Genomic DNA, 16,620 nt, shown 5'->3' with positions numbered 1-16,620 from the left:
TATAGGTACGACGCAAGCTAGCTAACTTGGTACCATGGTCGGTTGTCGGGTGCATATTAGAGCAATTTTGAACGGACAGACAAAGGCGGAATGCCAAAAAGCCGCCAGGAAAACCTGACAGCCTAACAGCATTGTGCATAAATCCGTGAGCGTTATTCCATTGCTGAGATATAGATCGAAACGGTCCAATTGGAATTAAGAAATGACCATAATCACTTTTTTCTTATTTTTCTTGGCGAACAGCGATATATAGATCTACTTGTACATTCTCAGGATCCAGACTTCGTTCATCATATAATTCGAAGTCCCCGGTAAACGTGCGTTCCCCCTGATTGTTCCAGGCCCACACCGCACCCCAGGCCTCACCTACGACCTCGGCCATTGGGCCCTTTCTAGAGGTGAATACCGCATATGTTGCAGGTGGCAGCTCAACGGAACTCACTCCCTCAGGCAACGCTTCATCCGGACCCACCTCATGACCCACCAATATGGTGTATTCTCCATTTATACCTTCTGTATAATCAGCGTAACAGCCAAAGCGGGCGGCTTCAGGGGCAGGCTGATGATCTGAGGCGAAGTAGCTGTTCCAGAGTCCCTGAATACAGCCTTTGCCACTCATCTCAATGGCATTGGTTGTTCTGGCGGACACACCTGCAAGGCGCTTCCCTGGCAGCGTGACATACCGAATGGGCTCTGTGGAAAGCCGATTGTCGTGAGTTCCTTGATTAAATTCAACGGACTCATCCGAATGTTCTGCCCCAAATGCCACGTTCCGTTTTGAGCCGGATGCATTCCATCTTTTCAAAAAAGGAAGTTGGTTGCGCAGCATTGCCCTTGCTGATTCCTCGTCCATTCCTTCCTGATTCAAGATGGCGGTGCACATTTCAATCATGCCCTCCAGTGTAATATCGGGCTGCTCGAACTGGCCTTCTTTATAACAATAGATACAGTATTCGCGGGTTGTAGTACCATCCGTTTCTGTTCCGAATTGAGCAGGGGTAGTAAGTGGCATTCCGCAACTCTGGCATACTGTGACGTTCATCAGCAATTCCTCCTCGTTATGTACAGCTTGAATATAGTAGAAGTATAACGGGAGGAACTGGACACCTGTCTGTCAGGTTAGGGGCGGAGCTTTATAATTTTGCACAATTTGTTCAGCAATTCTACGAATCTCTTCCCGAATATGTAGAGGCTCCAGCACTTCAACATCCGCGCCAAATCCAAGAATGAACCCATACAACCAGTTGTCCTCCGGGAATGCGACTTGGCTGATATAATACCCCTCACCATCCGAAACGACGTTCTCTATGCCAAACCATTCCTCTGCGATGTGACGGATACGAGCATGGAATCTCAGGCTCAGGGCCACTTTATTATCCGGAGTTGCCCACTCTTGCTGCCAGGGCCTGTCCTGCAGGTTGATCGGCTTGCGTTCGAAGCTTCCTTGGGCAAGGACGACATCTCGCATGCGGACCAGCTTGAACATGCGGAAATCGTTTCGTTCGTGACAGAACGCATAGAGGTACCAGGAATGCTTTTTGAGCACAAGAGTATGCGGGTCGGTCGTTCTATGAGTTTGAGTACCTTCTGCACTACAATAGGTAAATGTAATGGGCCGCAGTTGATCCATGCCCTGTTCAATAAGCTGAAGTTTGATTTGCAGCTCTTCGGGATGCGTCCACATCGAATAATCCACAATGAAGCGGCTGGTATTGGCCTGGAAGTCCTCATTTTTGGCTTCAGGTACGATGCTGCTGAGTTTCTCCATCAACAGATCCCGTGCTACATTCGTATGGGAGGTGGAGACACTGCGCAGCGCAGTGACAATGGAGGCCAGATCCTTGTCGGTCAGTACATTTCGGTCAAGACGATAGCCCTCTGCCAGGCCAATACCACCGCTTGCACCCTGATAGGTGACGACAGGAATACCCGCCTGACCCAGGGTGTCTATATCCCTGTAGATGGTGCGGATGGATACTTCAAACGTATCCGCCAGATCCTTGGCCTGCACCCGCCCACGATTGATTAACAGCACAACAATGGCTAATAAACGGTCCAGTTTCATATATTGGATTCCCTTCAATCATTTATAAGTTGGATTCAGATATGTTATATTGTTGAGCATCACATATAGGAGTGGAATAAGCAATGAAGCGTATTACGATTTTGATCGCAGATGATGAAGTTGAGATCGCTGATCTGGTTGCATTGCACTTGCAAAAAGAAGGATATCACATCATCAAGGCATTCGATGGGAAAGCGGCGGTTCAAGCCGTTCAGACACAAGCAATAGATTTGGCCATTTTGGATATTATGATGCCGGGTATGGACGGATATGAGGTGACCCGCAAAATTCGGGAGCAGTATCACCTGCCTATCATTTTTCTGAGTGCCAAAACCTCGGATATGGATAAAATCACCGGGCTCGTGATGGGCGCAGACGATTACATGACAAAACCATTTAACCCGATGGAACTGGTCGCCCGGGTCAATTCCCAACTGCGCCGTTCCCTTCAATTCAGCCAGTCTGTACCGGTCCAGCGCTCCATTCTGGAGAAAGGCGGGCTCATTATCTCGCCAGATCAACATAGCGTTACCCTATACGGCAAGCCAGTAGAGTTAACACCGAAGGAGTTTGATATCCTGTATCTGCTCGCAAGTCATCCCAAACAGGTGTTCAGTGCGGAAAGCATCTTTGAACAAGTGTGGGGAGAGGCTTATTATGAGAGCGGCAATACCGTGATGGTTCATATTCGGACCCTGCGCAAAAAGCTGGGCGAAGATGTGGACAAGAACAAGTTTATCAAAACGATATGGGGTGTGGGGTACACGTTCAATGAATAAACGCAGAAGTTTTCGAACGACCATGATTCTGTTGCTTGGTTTAAGCATGCTGGCATCTGGCGCGATTACCTTTGGGGTATATAAAGTGATGCAATACTATTACACTGGTGTGCGTGCGGAAGATCAGTTAGCGGAATATCGTCACTTTATGAGAAGTATAGGGGATATTTACTTTTTCCTTATCTTGTTCATACCGCTTGCGATCCTGTTTTTCTTCTGGTTTACCAAGCCGTATGTTACTTACTTCAAAAATATCTCCACAGGTATCCGGCAACTCGCGAGTGGTGATTTCCAGCACCGTGTGCAAATTTCGACGAAGGACGAGTTGGGCGCGATTGCAGAGGATATCAATCTGGCGAGTCTTAAACTGAGGGAGGCGGTAGAACGGGGAGATTTTGCGGAGAGCAGCAGGGACCAGCTGGTTGTAAACCTGGCGCATGATTTGCGTACCCCTTTAACATCAGTATTGGGTTATCTGGATCTGTTGATGAAGGATGATCAGCTGACGGAGGAGCAGGTCAAGCACTTTACAGCGATTGCTTTTACCAAGTCTCAACGTCTTGAGAAACTGATCGATGATTTGTTCGAGATTACACGAATGAACTATGGCATGTTGCCGATTGAGAAAAAGAGGCTTGATCTTAGTGAACTGCTAAGGCAGATGAACGAAGAGCTCTACCCTGTTTTTGAAAAGAACCGCTTGGTCACCCGACTGCATATCGATTCCGAGTTAACCATTTCCGGCGATGGTGAGGTGCTTGCACGCGTGTTTGAGAACCTGTTGATTAATGCAGCGCGACACGGTACAGATGGTCTTTATGTGGATATCAACGGACACCGTGATGCAGGACAGGTTATTATTCAGATCATGAATTACGGGGGACATATTCATCCGGATGATCTGCCTCATATTTTCGATATGTACTATACCGGAGATCGTGCGCGGACACCTCAGGAAGGTGGAACAGGTCTGGGCCTGTTTATCGCCAAAAATATTGTGGAGCAGCATGATGGGTCCATTTCGGCCCAAAGTGATATCGTACGGACCGTATTTGAAGTGCGATTGCCTGCATTAGAATGAAGTAAAAGGCTGAATTTAAGAAAAACTTTAGAATTGCCCTGCTTTTTTTTAACTAGTTTTCTCTATCCTTGAATTACGAGGTAAAGGAGGAGCATGGAATGAAAAAGTGGGGATTTTTGATATGTATCATTGTACTGGGATATATCTTTTCCAAGTCACCTGCACTGTTTGAGCAGAAGGAAGAGGCGAATCTGGAAGTTCAGGATACGGGTGAAATTCGTGCAGGATATACCAAAATAATTAACGTGGATATGCAGAATCAAGTACATAAAGGGAATTTATTGCTGGTCAATTCGGAGTATCCCGTTCATGCGGAGGGGATTAGAACCGATATTGTTAATCTGGCTGAACAACAAGAACTGATCCGTGGATACGGATTGCTGGATAATAACATTATGTTGTCAAAGTACGTAGCGCAAGCATTCCAGAAGATGGTTGAAGCTGCTGGGAAAGATGACGTACGATATTTCATCATCAGCAGTGGCTATCGGGACTTTACGAAGCAAGAACAGCTTTATGAGGAAAAGGGATCGGACTATGCGCTTCCCGCAGGTCATAGTGAACATAACCTGGGCTTGTCTATGGATATCGGCTCTACGCTGGCTGCTATGAGTGAAGCACCGGAAGGAGCCTGGCTGGAAAAGAATGCATGGAAATTCGGATTCATCTTGCGTTATCCGAAGGATAAAGTGGACATCACCGGCATCCAATTCGAACCATGGCATTTCCGGTATGTGGGATTGCCGCACAGCGCCATCATGTATCATAATCATCTGGTGCTGGAGCAATATTTGGAGCTGCTACAGCAGAAAAAGAGTATTTCCGCTGAAGTCGGGGACGAGCAGTATCTTATACGTTATTACGATGCATCCAAAGATGAAACCATTAATATACCTGAGCATGGTCAATATGAGATATCGGGAGACAACATGAAGGGAGTTGTCGTGACGGTGGAGGAATAAACAACTAGAAATACATGGAGGTTCATATATGAAACCAAAGGAGTTCAACATGAAGTTGATATGGGTCGCGGCATTGATCGTCTATCTGTATCTGCTAACCAAGCTGATATTATTCAAAGGGCATACGGTGGATTGGGACATTGTGAGGGTTCAACTTATGGCGATCGCGCAACAGCCGGATCTGATTCATACGCGAACCGTTAACCTGACGCCATTTCAGGAAATCTCAAGAGACTGGCATAGCCTGTCGTTACATCGTCCGGATACCGCAATTCATCTGATGGGTAATGTCATGGCCTTTATCCCACTGGGTATTTTCATTCCAGTGCTGATGGGGAACAAGCTGTTGTCAGGGGCCAAGGTACTCGTACTTTCCTTGCTCTTAAGTTTTGCTTTTGAAGCGACACAGCTATTGACAGGCATGGGCATATTCGACGTGGATGATCTTATGTTGAACACCTTTGGTGGAATGATCGGTTATGTTCTGTACAGCCTGCTTATCGGTCTGAAACGGATAATCATAGGTGGAGCAGCTCGCACTACCAGAAAAGAGTATAATTCCAATCAGAGTCGCGTGTAAGGAGGGAAAGCATTTGATGATTTTCTTGGCTGCTTTAATGATTGGCACAGGAATTGTATTTATCGTTAGTCCACGTTATGTTACTCATTCTTCGTCAGAGGATGGAACCAACAACAATCAAATTACCTCCATATGGATTGGGTACTCACTGGTCATAATGTCCTTTCTGTTTGTGGTCATGGCCATACTGCAATCCCTGGATCAAGCATCTCATTACATTGGACATTAAAAGGAAGTGTAGAGGCGTTACATAGCCTTTGGTATATTAATAAGAGAAACTCCCCATCGCGTGCTGAGTACGTGGTGGGGAGCTTTTATATCTGCCAGATAGGGTGGGTGGAGTAAGTTTGTATAAATAATGACGCAGTTTGCGAGCTGAATCGCTAATGAGGTAGAGTAGAGATGATACATTTTATTAACCCACATCCTTACAAGGAGGACATATATTGTATTCATTGGCTAAACAACTCGCAGGAAGAATGAAAGCGATTATGGACATTGAAAGTGAAATTGCTGAAGCTGAGCGTAATCAGCAAGGTGAAGAATTTGTGCGTGATTTAGAACAGAAAAGATCAGACTTGATAAAAACCTTTACACGCGATGAGTTATTGGTCATAAAAACGGTAATGAATGTTGGACGATCGGAGAGAGGCTATCGGTACCATTTTAACTCTAATGAAATTGAAATCATTCACTTACCGATTGAATTAACTGGGCCTGAACTGATGCAAAAATACTCATATTACCTCGTACATAAGACCAAACAGGAACTTGCCAATGGCATCGAATATTATACGGCTGTATCGGAACAGCTGAAAGAAGGTATGGAAATATTGAAGCTTTAAACTACTAATTATAGATGAAAGGAGGTATGTAAATTGATAATGAAGATTTCACACTATACGCCAGATGGTTTCTATTATTATGTTCCCGATCAATATGCAGAGCAGATAGAAGAGTGGAGAATTGAATTTTCTGATTTTTTGCAGAGTATAGAGGGGAAACATCCGTTCACAGAATATATTGAATCTATTAATTATGAGGGCAATTTAGAATATGCTGTTTTTGGCCGTAGTTACGGAGGGGATGATTTCATGGACTGGATCAACGTGGAGAAATTAAACTGCAGAGGTGTATATCGCATTCCTGCGCCACCTGATGATTCGGAAGTTGGATTGAAGATTGATTTTTAAACATATATCGATTATTAAAAATGGCAAAATCAAAAAAAAGCTCCCCGTCACCGTGCAGAGCGCACGTGGCGGGGAGCTTTTTGTACAACTTAACTGCATTAAATATAAATGCGATTAAGATTTTTTCATCATTTGACGCAATACGGTTTGCAGGATACCGCCGTTATGGTAGTAGTCCACGTCCACCATGCTGTCCAGACGAGCGATGACAGGGAAGTCGAACTTGGTGCCGTCCTCACGGGTTACGGTAACCGTCAGTTCTTGTCCTGGCTTCACATCATTGCTCAGACCTGTGATGTCATACGTTTCACGACCGTTCAGACCAAGGCTGGACCAGCCGTGACCTTCCTGGAATTGCAATGGCATTACGCCCATGCCCACCAGGTTACTGCGGTGAATACGCTCGAAGCTTTCTGCGATAACGGCTTTGACGCCAAGCAGGAATGTTCCTTTTGCCGCCCAGTCACGCGAGCTTCCTGTACCATACTCTTTACCTGCGATAACGATCAGGTTCTGTCCTTCGTCCTGATACTTCATGGAAGCATCGTAAATGGACATTTCTTCGTCCGTTGGCAGGTATTTCGTAATGCCACCCTCAGTACCTGGAGCTACTTGGTTACGGATACGAATGTTGGCAAACGTACCACGCATCATAACTTCATGGTTACCACGACGGGAGCCGTATGAGTTGAAGTCTTTGCGTTCTACGCCATGTTCTTTCAGGTACAGTCCAGCCGGACTGGATGGTGCGATATTACCCGCTGGCGAGATGTGATCCGTTGTTACGGAGTCAGCAAGCAATGCCATAACACGTGCGGAACGAATATCTGCGATATCAGTCAACTTGTCGCCAAGCTCCTGGAAGAATGGTGGATTCTGAATGTACGTAGAGTTTGGATCCCACTCATACAATTCGCCTTCCGGTACAGGGATCGTATTCCAACGTTCGTTAGCTGTAAATACGTTCTCGTATTTGTTGCGGAACATCTGTGCGTTCAGCGAGCTAGCGATGGTATCCTTGATTTCCTCGGAGCTAGGCCAGAGGTCTTTCAGGAATACAGGCTCGTTGTTGGTATCATAACCGATTGGATCGGTTGCAAAATCAATATTAACGGTACCCGCGAGAGCATACGCCACAACGAGTGGCGGAGAAGCCAGATAGTTGGCTTTGACTTGCGCGTGCACACGACCTTCAAAGTTACGGTTACCGGACAATACAGCCGCTACCGTCAAATCGTTCTCGGAGATTGCTTCGCTTACTTCGTCTGGCAGTGGGCCAGAGTTACCGATGCAAGTTGCGCAACCATAGCCGGCAACGTTGAATCCGAGTTTGTCGAGATATTCGATCAGACCTGCTTTTTCCAGATACTCGGTAACAACGAGGGAACCTGGAGTCAAGCTGCTTTTCACGTAGCCAGGTTTAGTCAGACCACGTTCAACGGCTTTTTTCGCAAGTAGACCCGCTCCGACCATAACGCTAGGGTTGGATGTGTTGGTGCAGCTTGTGATTGCCGCGATAACGACAGCACCAGCAGACAGTTCGCTAGTGGAACCGTTCGGGTGTTTCACAGGTACTTTTTCTGCAATTTTTTCGTCGCTCAGTCCGTAACCGCCTTTGTCGATCGGCGTACGGATGATACTGTTGAAGCTATCCTTCATTTGAGTCAACTCGATGCGATCTTGTGGACGCTTAGGTCCCGCGAGACTTGGTACAACGGATGCCAGGTCAAGTTCGATCACATCTGTAAATTCAGGATCAACCGTATCAGCAGTACGGAACATGTTCTGAGCTTTGTAATAAGCTTCAACCAGATCCACCTGTTCGTCGGTACGGCCGGTATTACGCATATAGTTCAGTGTTTCGCTATCAACAGGGAAGAAACCAATTGTTGCGCCGTACTCTGGTGCCATGTTGGCTACCGTTGCACGGTCAGCCAGGCTGATGTTGCTAAGACCCGGTCCGTAGAACTCGACAAATTTACCGACAACGCCTTTTTTACGCAGCATTTGAGTAACTGTGAGTGCCAGATCCGTTGCCGTTGAGCCTTCGCTCAGGCTACCTGTCAATTTGAAACCGATAACGTCCGGTGTTACAAAATAAAGCGGTTGGCCCAGCATACCTGCTTCAGCCTCGATCCCGCCAACACCCCAACCAACAACGCCGAGTCCGTTGATCATGGTGGTGTGGGAGTCCGTTCCTACGAGGGAATCCGGGAATACAACAGTTTCGCCATCAATGGTTTTGGTTGCAGCCACGGAAGCCAAATACTCCAAGTTAACTTGGTGAACAATCCCTGTGGATGGTGGAACTGCACGGAAGTTGTTGAATGCCGTTTGTGCCCAGCGCAAGAAGCGGTAACGCTCTTCGTTACGCTCGAATTCAACCTTGATGTTGTAGTCGAGTGCATCGTTCGTTCCGAACGCATCAACCATAACGGAGTGGTCGATAACGAGATCGACGGGAACGAGTGGGTTGATCTGTTTTGGATCGCCGCCTGCTTTTTTCACGGTATCGCGCATTGCTGCAAGGTCAACGACCACGGGTACACCAGTGAAATCCTGCAGAACGATACGTGCAGGGATAAATGGAATTTCTTTGTTATTGTCACGGCCTTCTGCCCAGCCGGTCAGTTGTTTTACATGTTCTTCGGTAATAGCACGTCCGTCGAATTGACGAATAGCTGCTTCGAGCAGCACTTTAATGGAGAAAGGGAGCTTGGAAAGGTCGCCGTAGCCGCCTTCCTGAAGAGCATCTAAACTGTAGTAGCGATAAGACTTGCCTCCGACCTCAAGACTGCGGGCCGCGGAGAAATGATTCTTGGCTGACATACATGTACCTCCTTAAAATGTGTCGGTGAGATGAAGAAAACGTTCATTTAGGTGAAGAACAGGCCTTCATCGTTCCGTGTCCTTGTTCGTTAGTTTCATTAGGTGAAACGTAATTTCATAATCGTAACTTTAGTTTTAAGTATACCGTTTTCAACTCCGTACGTAAAGGGCTTTTTGCCTGTCCAGCCAAGCCATTGAGAGATTGAATGCGTTCTCAAGTAAAGGGAATGGACGCGATCTCTTCCGTACGCATTATCCCCGATAATAAGGCTTCAAAACAGAACCAGACACATACAACCGAAATTCTCTCATATAAATAAAAAAGAGTTTTCATGCAATGGATCATTCCGGACAGAACTCATGCCAAAGGGGGACACAGGCTTGGAACGCGAATGGAAGAGTGCCTTATATACCTACGTGAACCAGTATAATCGCTGTGAGATCGACTACCGTCCACAGACAAGCGAACGGATTGTCACCGATCCGGAATTTGTGCTGGAACGGGGAGAGCGGATGGCCAGACTGGACCAATGGTACCGCAAGCGGCGGGCGGTGCCTCTTCGCAGTGAGACCAGCGCCAAGCTTGTGCGGACACTTATGGATGGGTCCGATGAATCGGTCGTCGATGTGCAATTGTACAGCAGGCTGTTCTATGAGAAGAATGGTTTGACCCATCGGGAAGACCGGATTGAACGGGAACGCCTGACCTTTCTTAGGCAAGGTGGAGTTTGGACCATTGCACGTGTAGAACGTGAAGTGCCGGAGCGTCGCCCGGTAGGAGAGGGCCGTCCTTTTCAACAAGCTGATTTTGTACAGGCGATGAATCGGCCGCTGCTTAACCGAGAAGTACTGGGACAGGGTAGGAGATCGAAGCAGCAGCTGTATCGCAGAGATCTGGCTGTCGCCTATGCGGACCGGTGGTGGAATGCGGGAAACCCGGCATTTGAGGAATTCGAAGTAGATTGCACCAATTATGTGTCCCAATGTCTCTTTGCAGGGGGAGCACCCATCCACTATACTGGTAAAAGAGAAGCAGGATGGTGGTACAAAGGCTATGTAAATGGCTCTGAAATGTGGAGTTACAGCTGGGCCGTGTCCAATAGTCTGGAGCGTTATTTATCTGGCAGCAGCTGGGGATTGTCAGCAACCGAAGTGGATCGTCCAGAGCAGCTAATGCTTGGAGATGTAGTCCTCTATGACTGGGACGGGGACGGCAGGTTTCAGCACAGTACGGTTGTGACCGCTTTTGATGCGGGGGGCATGCCGCTTGTGAACGCACATACAGTCAGCAGCCGCCACCGTTTTTGGGATTACCGGGATTCTTACGCTTGGAACGAGCGGACGGTGTACCGGCTTTTTCACATTGCAGATGAGTTTTGATGGTCAAAGATTTTACGGGATTCGGTGACGTGGACATCCGGTTCCGTGTAAAATAAGTCTAGATAACAGAATAAAAGTGGTGCTGAACATGCAGATATGGCAGCATCATTGCACAGATAATCGGAGGTTACACATGAGTATGGATAAATTAACAGTAGGCGTCGTTTACGGCGGAAAGTCAGGCGAGCATGAGGTGTCGCTGCAAACGGCGTTTGCTGTAACGAACGCATTTGATTATGAGAAGTATGAACTGGTTCCTTTTTATATCTCCAAGCAGGGTACGTGGAAAAAAGGATCTGTCATGCATGCGCCATTCGCGCAGATTGAAGATTTGAAGCTGGAGCAGGCGGCGGGCGGAACACAGGAAGCGCTGAACGCGCTGTTCGGCCGTTTATATGGCGGAGAAGAGGCGATGGACGTCATGTTCCCGCTGCTGCACGGTACGTTTGGTGAGGATGGCACGATTCAAGGGATGTTCGAGATGGCGGATATGCCTTATGTTGGCGCAGGTGTACTCGCTTCGGCTGGCGGTATGGACAAAGTGGTCATGAAGAAACTGTTCGCGCAGGCCGGAATCGACCAATGTGCCTTTACGTATTTTAACGCTACTCAATGGAAGCAGACCGAACATGAAATGATCTTGCAGGTGGAAGATCAACTGGGCTATCCGTGTTTCATTAAGCCGGCCAATCTCGGTTCCAGCGTAGGAATCTCGAAGGCGCGTAACCGGGATGAACTGAAGAAAGCAGTGGAGTTCGCTCTCCGTTACGATACCAAGGTAGTCATTGAGGAGTTTGTAGAGGCTCGAGAAGTTGAAGTCAGTGTACTTGGAAATGACGAACCGATGGCTTCTGTACCAGGAGAAATCGTATCTTCCGGTGAATATTATGACTATGCAGCCAAATACATCGATGGACAGTCTCAGATGCTGATCCCTGCTCCGCTCGACCCGGAAGCCGCAGATCGCATTCGTGAGGCCGCATTGCAGGCATTCCGTGCGATTGAAGGCAATGGCATTTCCCGTGCAGACTTCTTCATTCGCAAATCGGATGGGGCATTGCTTATTAATGAAGTAAACACCATGCCTGGTTTCACACCATACAGCATGTACCCGCTCTTGTGGCGTGAAACGGGCGTATCGTATGCCGAACTGCTGGATCGCATGATTGAGCTGGCTTTGGAACGCTACAACCGCAAGCAGGCGCTGAACTATGAGAACGGCGTACAGGCGTAGCCTAAGGACGACATTATAAGGAGGGGTATGAATGGGATTTCAGACCGAATTCAATTCCGTGTGCAAGTTCAAGAATGAACAAGAGCTGTTTGAATTGCTAGAATACGGCCGTGGCAAAATGGTCAAACAAGGCTTTCGTGTATTTCCTACCGGGCAGAAAGTCATTGCTTACACACCGGATAACGTGGCCGTAGCCATCGTAAAAATCGTAGTCTCCATTGCTGAGATTAACTTCCAGGGTCAGGAAGTGACCGAAGTGGAGATGCAATTGATCCGTAAACTGAACGAGGAAGAATCACGCATTCAGACTGCTCTCGCGGACGAGATGTTCTTTGGTGAACAGGCACAGGGGTAGTTTGTTACATGTGGACCGGGATTGAAGGGACGGATTTGTCCAAATCACGATTATGGTCACTCTTTTAGGGTAAAACTTGGTTATATAAAGTGAAGGGAAGACTGCCGGCTTCATATACCTGGAAGGAATCCCGCCCTAATAGAGAGGAAGAAATTCATGCTCGTACGTTTTGGTTATGTGGCGATGTCCGTGCTTGTGGAGAATGCTTCACCTTCCCGGACGATGACTATGTCCAGCTTTAAGAAAATTGATGATAGGGAAGCAGCAATTCGCAAGCTTGAACGGATTGCAGCCGAGAATTTGCATAATACATTACGTTTGCTCAGACACAACAAAGGAAGCCATATTCATGTATATCGTTTCTCTTCCAAATTAATTCCGCTAGCAACGCATGAGGATCTCAGTGATTGGGACCCGTTTCCCGCGCTTAAGCAGGATTTTGCCGCGATTGGCGATTTTGTGAAGGAGAACCAGATGCGTGTGTCTTTCCACCCGGATCATTTTACGGTACTCAGCACACCTCGGGAGGAAGTGCTGCGCAACTCCATGCGCGACCTTCGCCATCATGTACGGATGCTGGATGCCATGGGGCTGAATGCCACTGCCAAGAACAATATACATATTGGTGGTGCATACGGGGACAAGCCTAGTGCAGCGCTGCGTTTTGAAGAAAATTTTCTGAAGCTGGATCGGGATATTCAGGAACGGATGACGCTCGAAAATGATGACAAAACGTTCAATGCTCCCGAGACCCTCTCGGTATGTCAACGTATGGGGCTGCCCATGGTGCTGGATATACACCATCAATGGGTGAACAATGAAGGCGAACAGCCATGGGATCTCTGGCCGGATATATTGAAGACTTGGGAGTCTCCGCTTGCTCAAGCGGATTCTCCGGCAGACAAGCCGTTGCCGCCCAAAATTCACGTCTCCAGTCCAAAGAGTGAGAAGGACCTGCGTGGTCATGCTGATGGTGTTGAGGTGGAGCCGATGCTCGCTTTTTTACGTCATATTGCAGCAGATACGCCCGCTCTTGATGTGATGATTGAGGCCAAACGCAAGGATGAAGCTCTGGTGCAGTTGATGCAGAAACTAGCATTCTATCACGAAGAGGGTGTGGAATGGGTGGACGAGTCGACGGTAATCATTCATCCGTAGCGCCAAAAGGGGCCTGGGCAACGAGAAACTTTACGACCCTCGGGGCGTATACTTTTAACAAGTATTTTAATTTTTCGTAGATTGATATAGAAAGTAGAGTGAACGCTTTGAATGAGAAGGAAAAAACACCTTATGTCGTGACAAGCAAAAGCTATACTGCCGTCGCCATTAATGCAGCTTCCAAAGCTGGAGAGTGGATCAAGAGTCGTCTCGGAACTGTGGGGGAGCCCGGAACCAAGTATTCGCCGCAGGATCTCGTCACTGAAGTCGATAAAGGTGCGGAACAGATGATCCGCCGCCTGATTCTGACGCATTTTCCCCATCATGCCATTCTGGGTGAAGAAGGCGTGGAGCCAGGACCGGAAGCATCAGCGAAGGCACTGAAAGAAGCTGAGGAAGAAGAGTTTCTCTGGATTGTGGATCCGGTGGACGGAACGACCAATTTCGTACACGGTTTTCCGTTCTACTCCGTATCCATTGCCTTGGCTCATAACGGTGAGGTGATTGTGGGGGTAATCTACGATCCTTCCCGTGACGAGATGTTTGTTGCGGAAAAAGGAAAAGGCGCTTATGTCCATGGAAACCGGATGCTTGTATCTGGTGAACAGGAACTGGCCCAGAGCCTGATCGCAGTTGGCTTCCCGGCGGATACAACCTACGCGTTGCCGATCAATATGGCCGCTGTTCAGGCACTGGCACCGCAAGTACGCAGTCTGCGTGCAGGTGGTTCTGCTGCCCTGCATTTGGCATATGTTGCAGCGGGGCGCCTCAGCGCTTATACCGAAGTCGGTTTGAAGCCTTGGGATATCGCCGCAGGTGCACTGCTAGTTGAGGAATCCGGCGGCAAGGTTACCGATACCGTGGGGACGCCTTACCAACTGTCGGTGAGCCATGTGGTTGCCAGCAATGGCAAGATTCATGATGCACTGACGGGTGTGCTGAAGGAAGCAAGCGCAACCGGTTTGGAGTAAAAATTTACTGAAGGAGCGAACAACAATGGATGAATCCAAAGAACTGGAACGACGTTTGAGTGATATGCTGACTGAAGGGGAGATGGAGGAGTCCGGCGATGCTGACAAACGTGAACGTCAGCTGATTCCTCCCAAGTACGAGGTGCGCATTCAGACAGAACGAGACCCAATTGTTGAAGAAACGTTGAAGTACCGGGACATGGCACGTGAGGTGGACGATCGCTACGATCGATATCTAGATCGGTCTGCCGGGAACAAAACGGAAATGGACACGAATGGTTCTGATTCTGGAGACACGAATAAATCAAAGTCTTAACGAGTGAACATCGTGACTATACTCAACGGATAACAGACTTCCCTAATTAGGGGAGTCTGTTTTTCGTGCGGATATGGGGTGGAGACGACAGCGCCCCTTTAATAATGTTAGAATAGAGTTACACGAACTTCTGTCACCGGAGTGAACAGTGTAATATGTAATTATTTTTTTATTTTATAGATACGGGAAAAAGGAGTGTTCTAAGAATGAAGCGTAAACGCATATGGAGAAGTACCGCCGCGGGATTAACGGCAAGTATGCTAGCAGGGATGCTGATTTTGGCATCATCCGCACAGTCCGCTCATGCTGCGGATAGCAATGCGTTACCCGCAGGAAGCGTAACATCATCATTGCCTGTACAGAAAGATGCGATATCGGTAACCAAGGAATTCCGCCTCGTCACATTGGGGGACTCCATCACCGTAGGATATGAGCCGAACCTGAAAGAACTGCCCTATGGTTATGTAGAACGGTTGCAGGAACAAGGTCTACTTCACGGACGTACTCAGGTGGACAACTATGGTATTGCCGGATTGAAGAGCAGTGGTTTGAAAAACTTTGCAGATGCGATTAAAGAAGGGAAAGCGCTCACTTCCGAAGCCATTCAACCGAGCCTCCCTGATCCAAGAGCGGCACAAGTTGGAGCCAATATTGCTGCCATTCGGGAGAGTGTAGCTGGGGCTAATCTGGTTGCCATCACAATCGGAGGGAACGATGTGTCCGAGTTGCTCGGTTCAGCAGATAAGCTAAGTGATGCGGAACTGGAAGCAAAAGTGAAGGAATTGCTATCTTCCTATACAGCCAATGTTAGCGCTGTTATCAATGATATTCATGAGATTAATCCTAATGCCAAAATCGTAATCGCTGACCAGTACCAACCCATGCCTGAAGTAGCTGGTAAAGTGCTCTATGCGAAACTGATGGAGGCTTCCCAAGGGTTTACTGCGACCATTGATGGAATTGCGACTGAATTTTCCGCTAAAGGAATTGATGTAAAAGTGGCTCATGTCGCCAAGGAGTTTATTGGCGGTGAAGGCACGATGACTCACATGATTAAGGACCGCGATTTCCACCCGAATCAGTTCGGATATGAAGCGATTGCCAAAGTATTCGCAGAAACGATCTGGGGCGATTACACCAAGCTGACGGCTCCTGCTGCAGGCCAACCGATGAATATCATTGTCAGTGGTAAAACGCTGGACACGCCGTACAAACCAATCAACCGCAATGGTAAAAACTTTGTGGCGATCCAGGATATCGTGAATGCCGTTGGCGCAACTACGGTATGGGATAACAAAACCTCAACCGCAACGATTACATACGGAGATCGGAAGGTTGCCGTGAAGATTGGTGCAACGGCCGTTCAGGTGAATGGTGCATCCGTAGCCGTGGATACACCTGCATTCTTGAACAAGGTGGGCACAGAGTCCAAAACATATGTGCCGGTTGCTATGGTAGCCGAGGGTCTTGGCTTTGATGTGCAGTATGTCGCCAAGTTAAAAACCGTTTTTGTAAATCCGTAACGAAATAATTAGCACTCTTATACACTATCGACAAGATATTGAGCAGCCAGATTTCCTTGATCTTTTCAGGGAATCTGGCTGTTTTTGCGTCTATGTTCATACCAGACCAAGGATACACACCTTCGGAAATGACCTAAAATGTTGCATAAATATGACTTGTCATCTGACCATGGATGTGTAAATATGAAAATAAC

General features: G+C 47.7%; 16 protein-coding genes and 1 pseudogene. 14 read left to right on the top strand and 3 right to left on the bottom strand.

Annotated elements, in window-relative coordinates:
• Window positions 1–223: 223 nt before the first annotated feature.
• Window positions 224–1,042, bottom strand: a complete 819-nt coding sequence (locus AC4PM4_RS22055) for a zinc ribbon domain-containing protein (RefSeq protein WP_079695738.1) — start codon at window positions 1,040–1,042, stop codon at window positions 224–226.
• A 72-nt stretch (window positions 1,043–1,114) separates the two neighbouring features.
• Window positions 1,115–2,065, bottom strand: a complete 951-nt coding sequence (locus AC4PM4_RS22050) for a helix-turn-helix transcriptional regulator (protein ID WP_064642392.1) — start codon at window positions 2,063–2,065, stop codon at window positions 1,115–1,117.
• A gap of 83 nt (window positions 2,066–2,148) precedes the next feature.
• Here AC4PM4_RS22050 and AC4PM4_RS22045 point away from each other — a divergent pair, with 83 nt between their 5' ends.
• The 7 genes and pseudogenes from AC4PM4_RS22045 (at window position 2,149) to AC4PM4_RS22015 (ending at window position 6,660) form a co-directional block, all read left to right on the top strand.
• A complete protein-coding gene (locus AC4PM4_RS22045; protein WP_063568044.1) occupies window positions 2,149–2,844 on the top strand; it encodes a response regulator transcription factor in 696 nt (231 codons plus the stop codon).
• Window positions 2,837–3,925, top strand: coding sequence for a HAMP domain-containing sensor histidine kinase (locus AC4PM4_RS22040; RefSeq protein WP_064642391.1), 1,089 nt, complete (start codon window positions 2,837–2,839; stop codon window positions 3,923–3,925). The genes AC4PM4_RS22045 and AC4PM4_RS22040 overlap by 8 nt, the downstream gene beginning before the upstream one ends.
• A 98-nt stretch (window positions 3,926–4,023) precedes the next feature.
• Window positions 4,024–4,684, top strand: a pseudogene (locus AC4PM4_RS22035) (M15 family metallopeptidase); the annotation flags it as partial.
• A 231-nt stretch (window positions 4,685–4,915) separates the two neighbouring features.
• The gene (locus AC4PM4_RS22030; RefSeq protein ID WP_491614593.1) at window positions 4,916–5,467 is read left to right on the top strand and encodes a VanZ family protein; all 552 of its coding nucleotides are present in this window, start codon (window positions 4,916–4,918) and stop codon (window positions 5,465–5,467) included.
• 13 nt (window positions 5,468–5,480) lie between these two features.
• On the top strand, window positions 5,481–5,696 hold the full coding sequence (locus AC4PM4_RS22025) for a hypothetical protein (RefSeq protein ID WP_491614592.1): 216 nt from the start codon (window positions 5,481–5,483) through the stop codon (window positions 5,694–5,696).
• Between the two features lie 217 nt (window positions 5,697–5,913).
• Window positions 5,914–6,312, top strand: coding sequence for a hypothetical protein (locus AC4PM4_RS22020; RefSeq protein ID WP_079695734.1), 399 nt, complete (start codon window positions 5,914–5,916; stop codon window positions 6,310–6,312).
• A gap of 33 nt (window positions 6,313–6,345) precedes the next feature.
• Window positions 6,346–6,660, top strand: coding sequence for a hypothetical protein (locus AC4PM4_RS22015; RefSeq protein WP_143806552.1), 315 nt, complete (start codon window positions 6,346–6,348; stop codon window positions 6,658–6,660).
• A gap of 114 nt (window positions 6,661–6,774) precedes the next feature.
• Here the strand turns inward: AC4PM4_RS22015 and acnA are convergent, their stop codons facing one another.
• Entirely contained in the window at window positions 6,775–9,489 is a 2,715-nt protein-coding gene (acnA, locus tag AC4PM4_RS22010) for an aconitate hydratase AcnA (protein ID WP_063568048.1), read from the bottom strand.
• A 381-nt stretch (window positions 9,490–9,870) separates the two neighbouring features.
• On the opposite strand from acnA, the gene AC4PM4_RS22005 reads away from it, so the two are divergent.
• The 7 genes from AC4PM4_RS22005 (at window position 9,871) to AC4PM4_RS21975 (ending at window position 16,426) form a co-directional block, all read left to right on the top strand.
• Entirely contained in the window at window positions 9,871–10,869 is a 999-nt protein-coding gene (locus AC4PM4_RS22005) for an amidase domain-containing protein (protein ID WP_371121657.1), read from the top strand.
• A 133-nt stretch (window positions 10,870–11,002) separates the two neighbouring features.
• Window positions 11,003–12,103 (top strand): D-alanine--D-alanine ligase, encoded by a 1,101-nt coding sequence (locus AC4PM4_RS22000; protein ID WP_063568050.1) that lies wholly within the window; start codon window positions 11,003–11,005, stop codon window positions 12,101–12,103.
• 31 nt (window positions 12,104–12,134) lie between these two features.
• Window positions 12,135–12,458 carry a hypothetical protein gene (locus AC4PM4_RS21995; RefSeq protein WP_053779624.1) on the top strand — a complete coding sequence of 108 codons (324 nt, stop codon included), beginning with the start codon at window positions 12,135–12,137 and terminating at the stop codon, window positions 12,456–12,458.
• 156 nt (window positions 12,459–12,614) lie between these two features.
• Window positions 12,615–13,616, top strand: a complete 1,002-nt coding sequence (uvsE, locus tag AC4PM4_RS21990; RefSeq protein WP_090810349.1) for a UV DNA damage repair endonuclease UvsE — start codon at window positions 12,615–12,617, stop codon at window positions 13,614–13,616.
• Window positions 13,617–13,723: 107 nt separating this feature from the next.
• Window positions 13,724–14,587 carry an inositol monophosphatase family protein gene (locus AC4PM4_RS21985; RefSeq protein WP_491614591.1) on the top strand — a complete coding sequence of 288 codons (864 nt, stop codon included), beginning with the start codon at window positions 13,724–13,726 and terminating at the stop codon, window positions 14,585–14,587.
• Window positions 14,588–14,612: 25 nt separating this feature from the next.
• Complete coding sequence (locus tag AC4PM4_RS21980; protein WP_063568053.1) at window positions 14,613–14,903, top strand: hypothetical protein; 291 nt, start codon at window positions 14,613–14,615, stop codon at window positions 14,901–14,903.
• A 206-nt stretch (window positions 14,904–15,109) separates the two neighbouring features.
• Window positions 15,110–16,426: an SGNH/GDSL hydrolase family protein gene (locus tag AC4PM4_RS21975; RefSeq protein WP_488732415.1), complete on the top strand. Its 1,317-nt coding sequence runs from the start codon at window positions 15,110–15,112 to the stop codon at window positions 16,424–16,426.
• The last annotated feature ends 194 nt before the right edge of the window (window positions 16,427–16,620 follow it).

This window comes from Paenibacillus sp. MDV22-iso6 (assembly GCF_058408365.1).
This window is presented reverse-complemented; position numbering and strand designations above follow the sequence as displayed.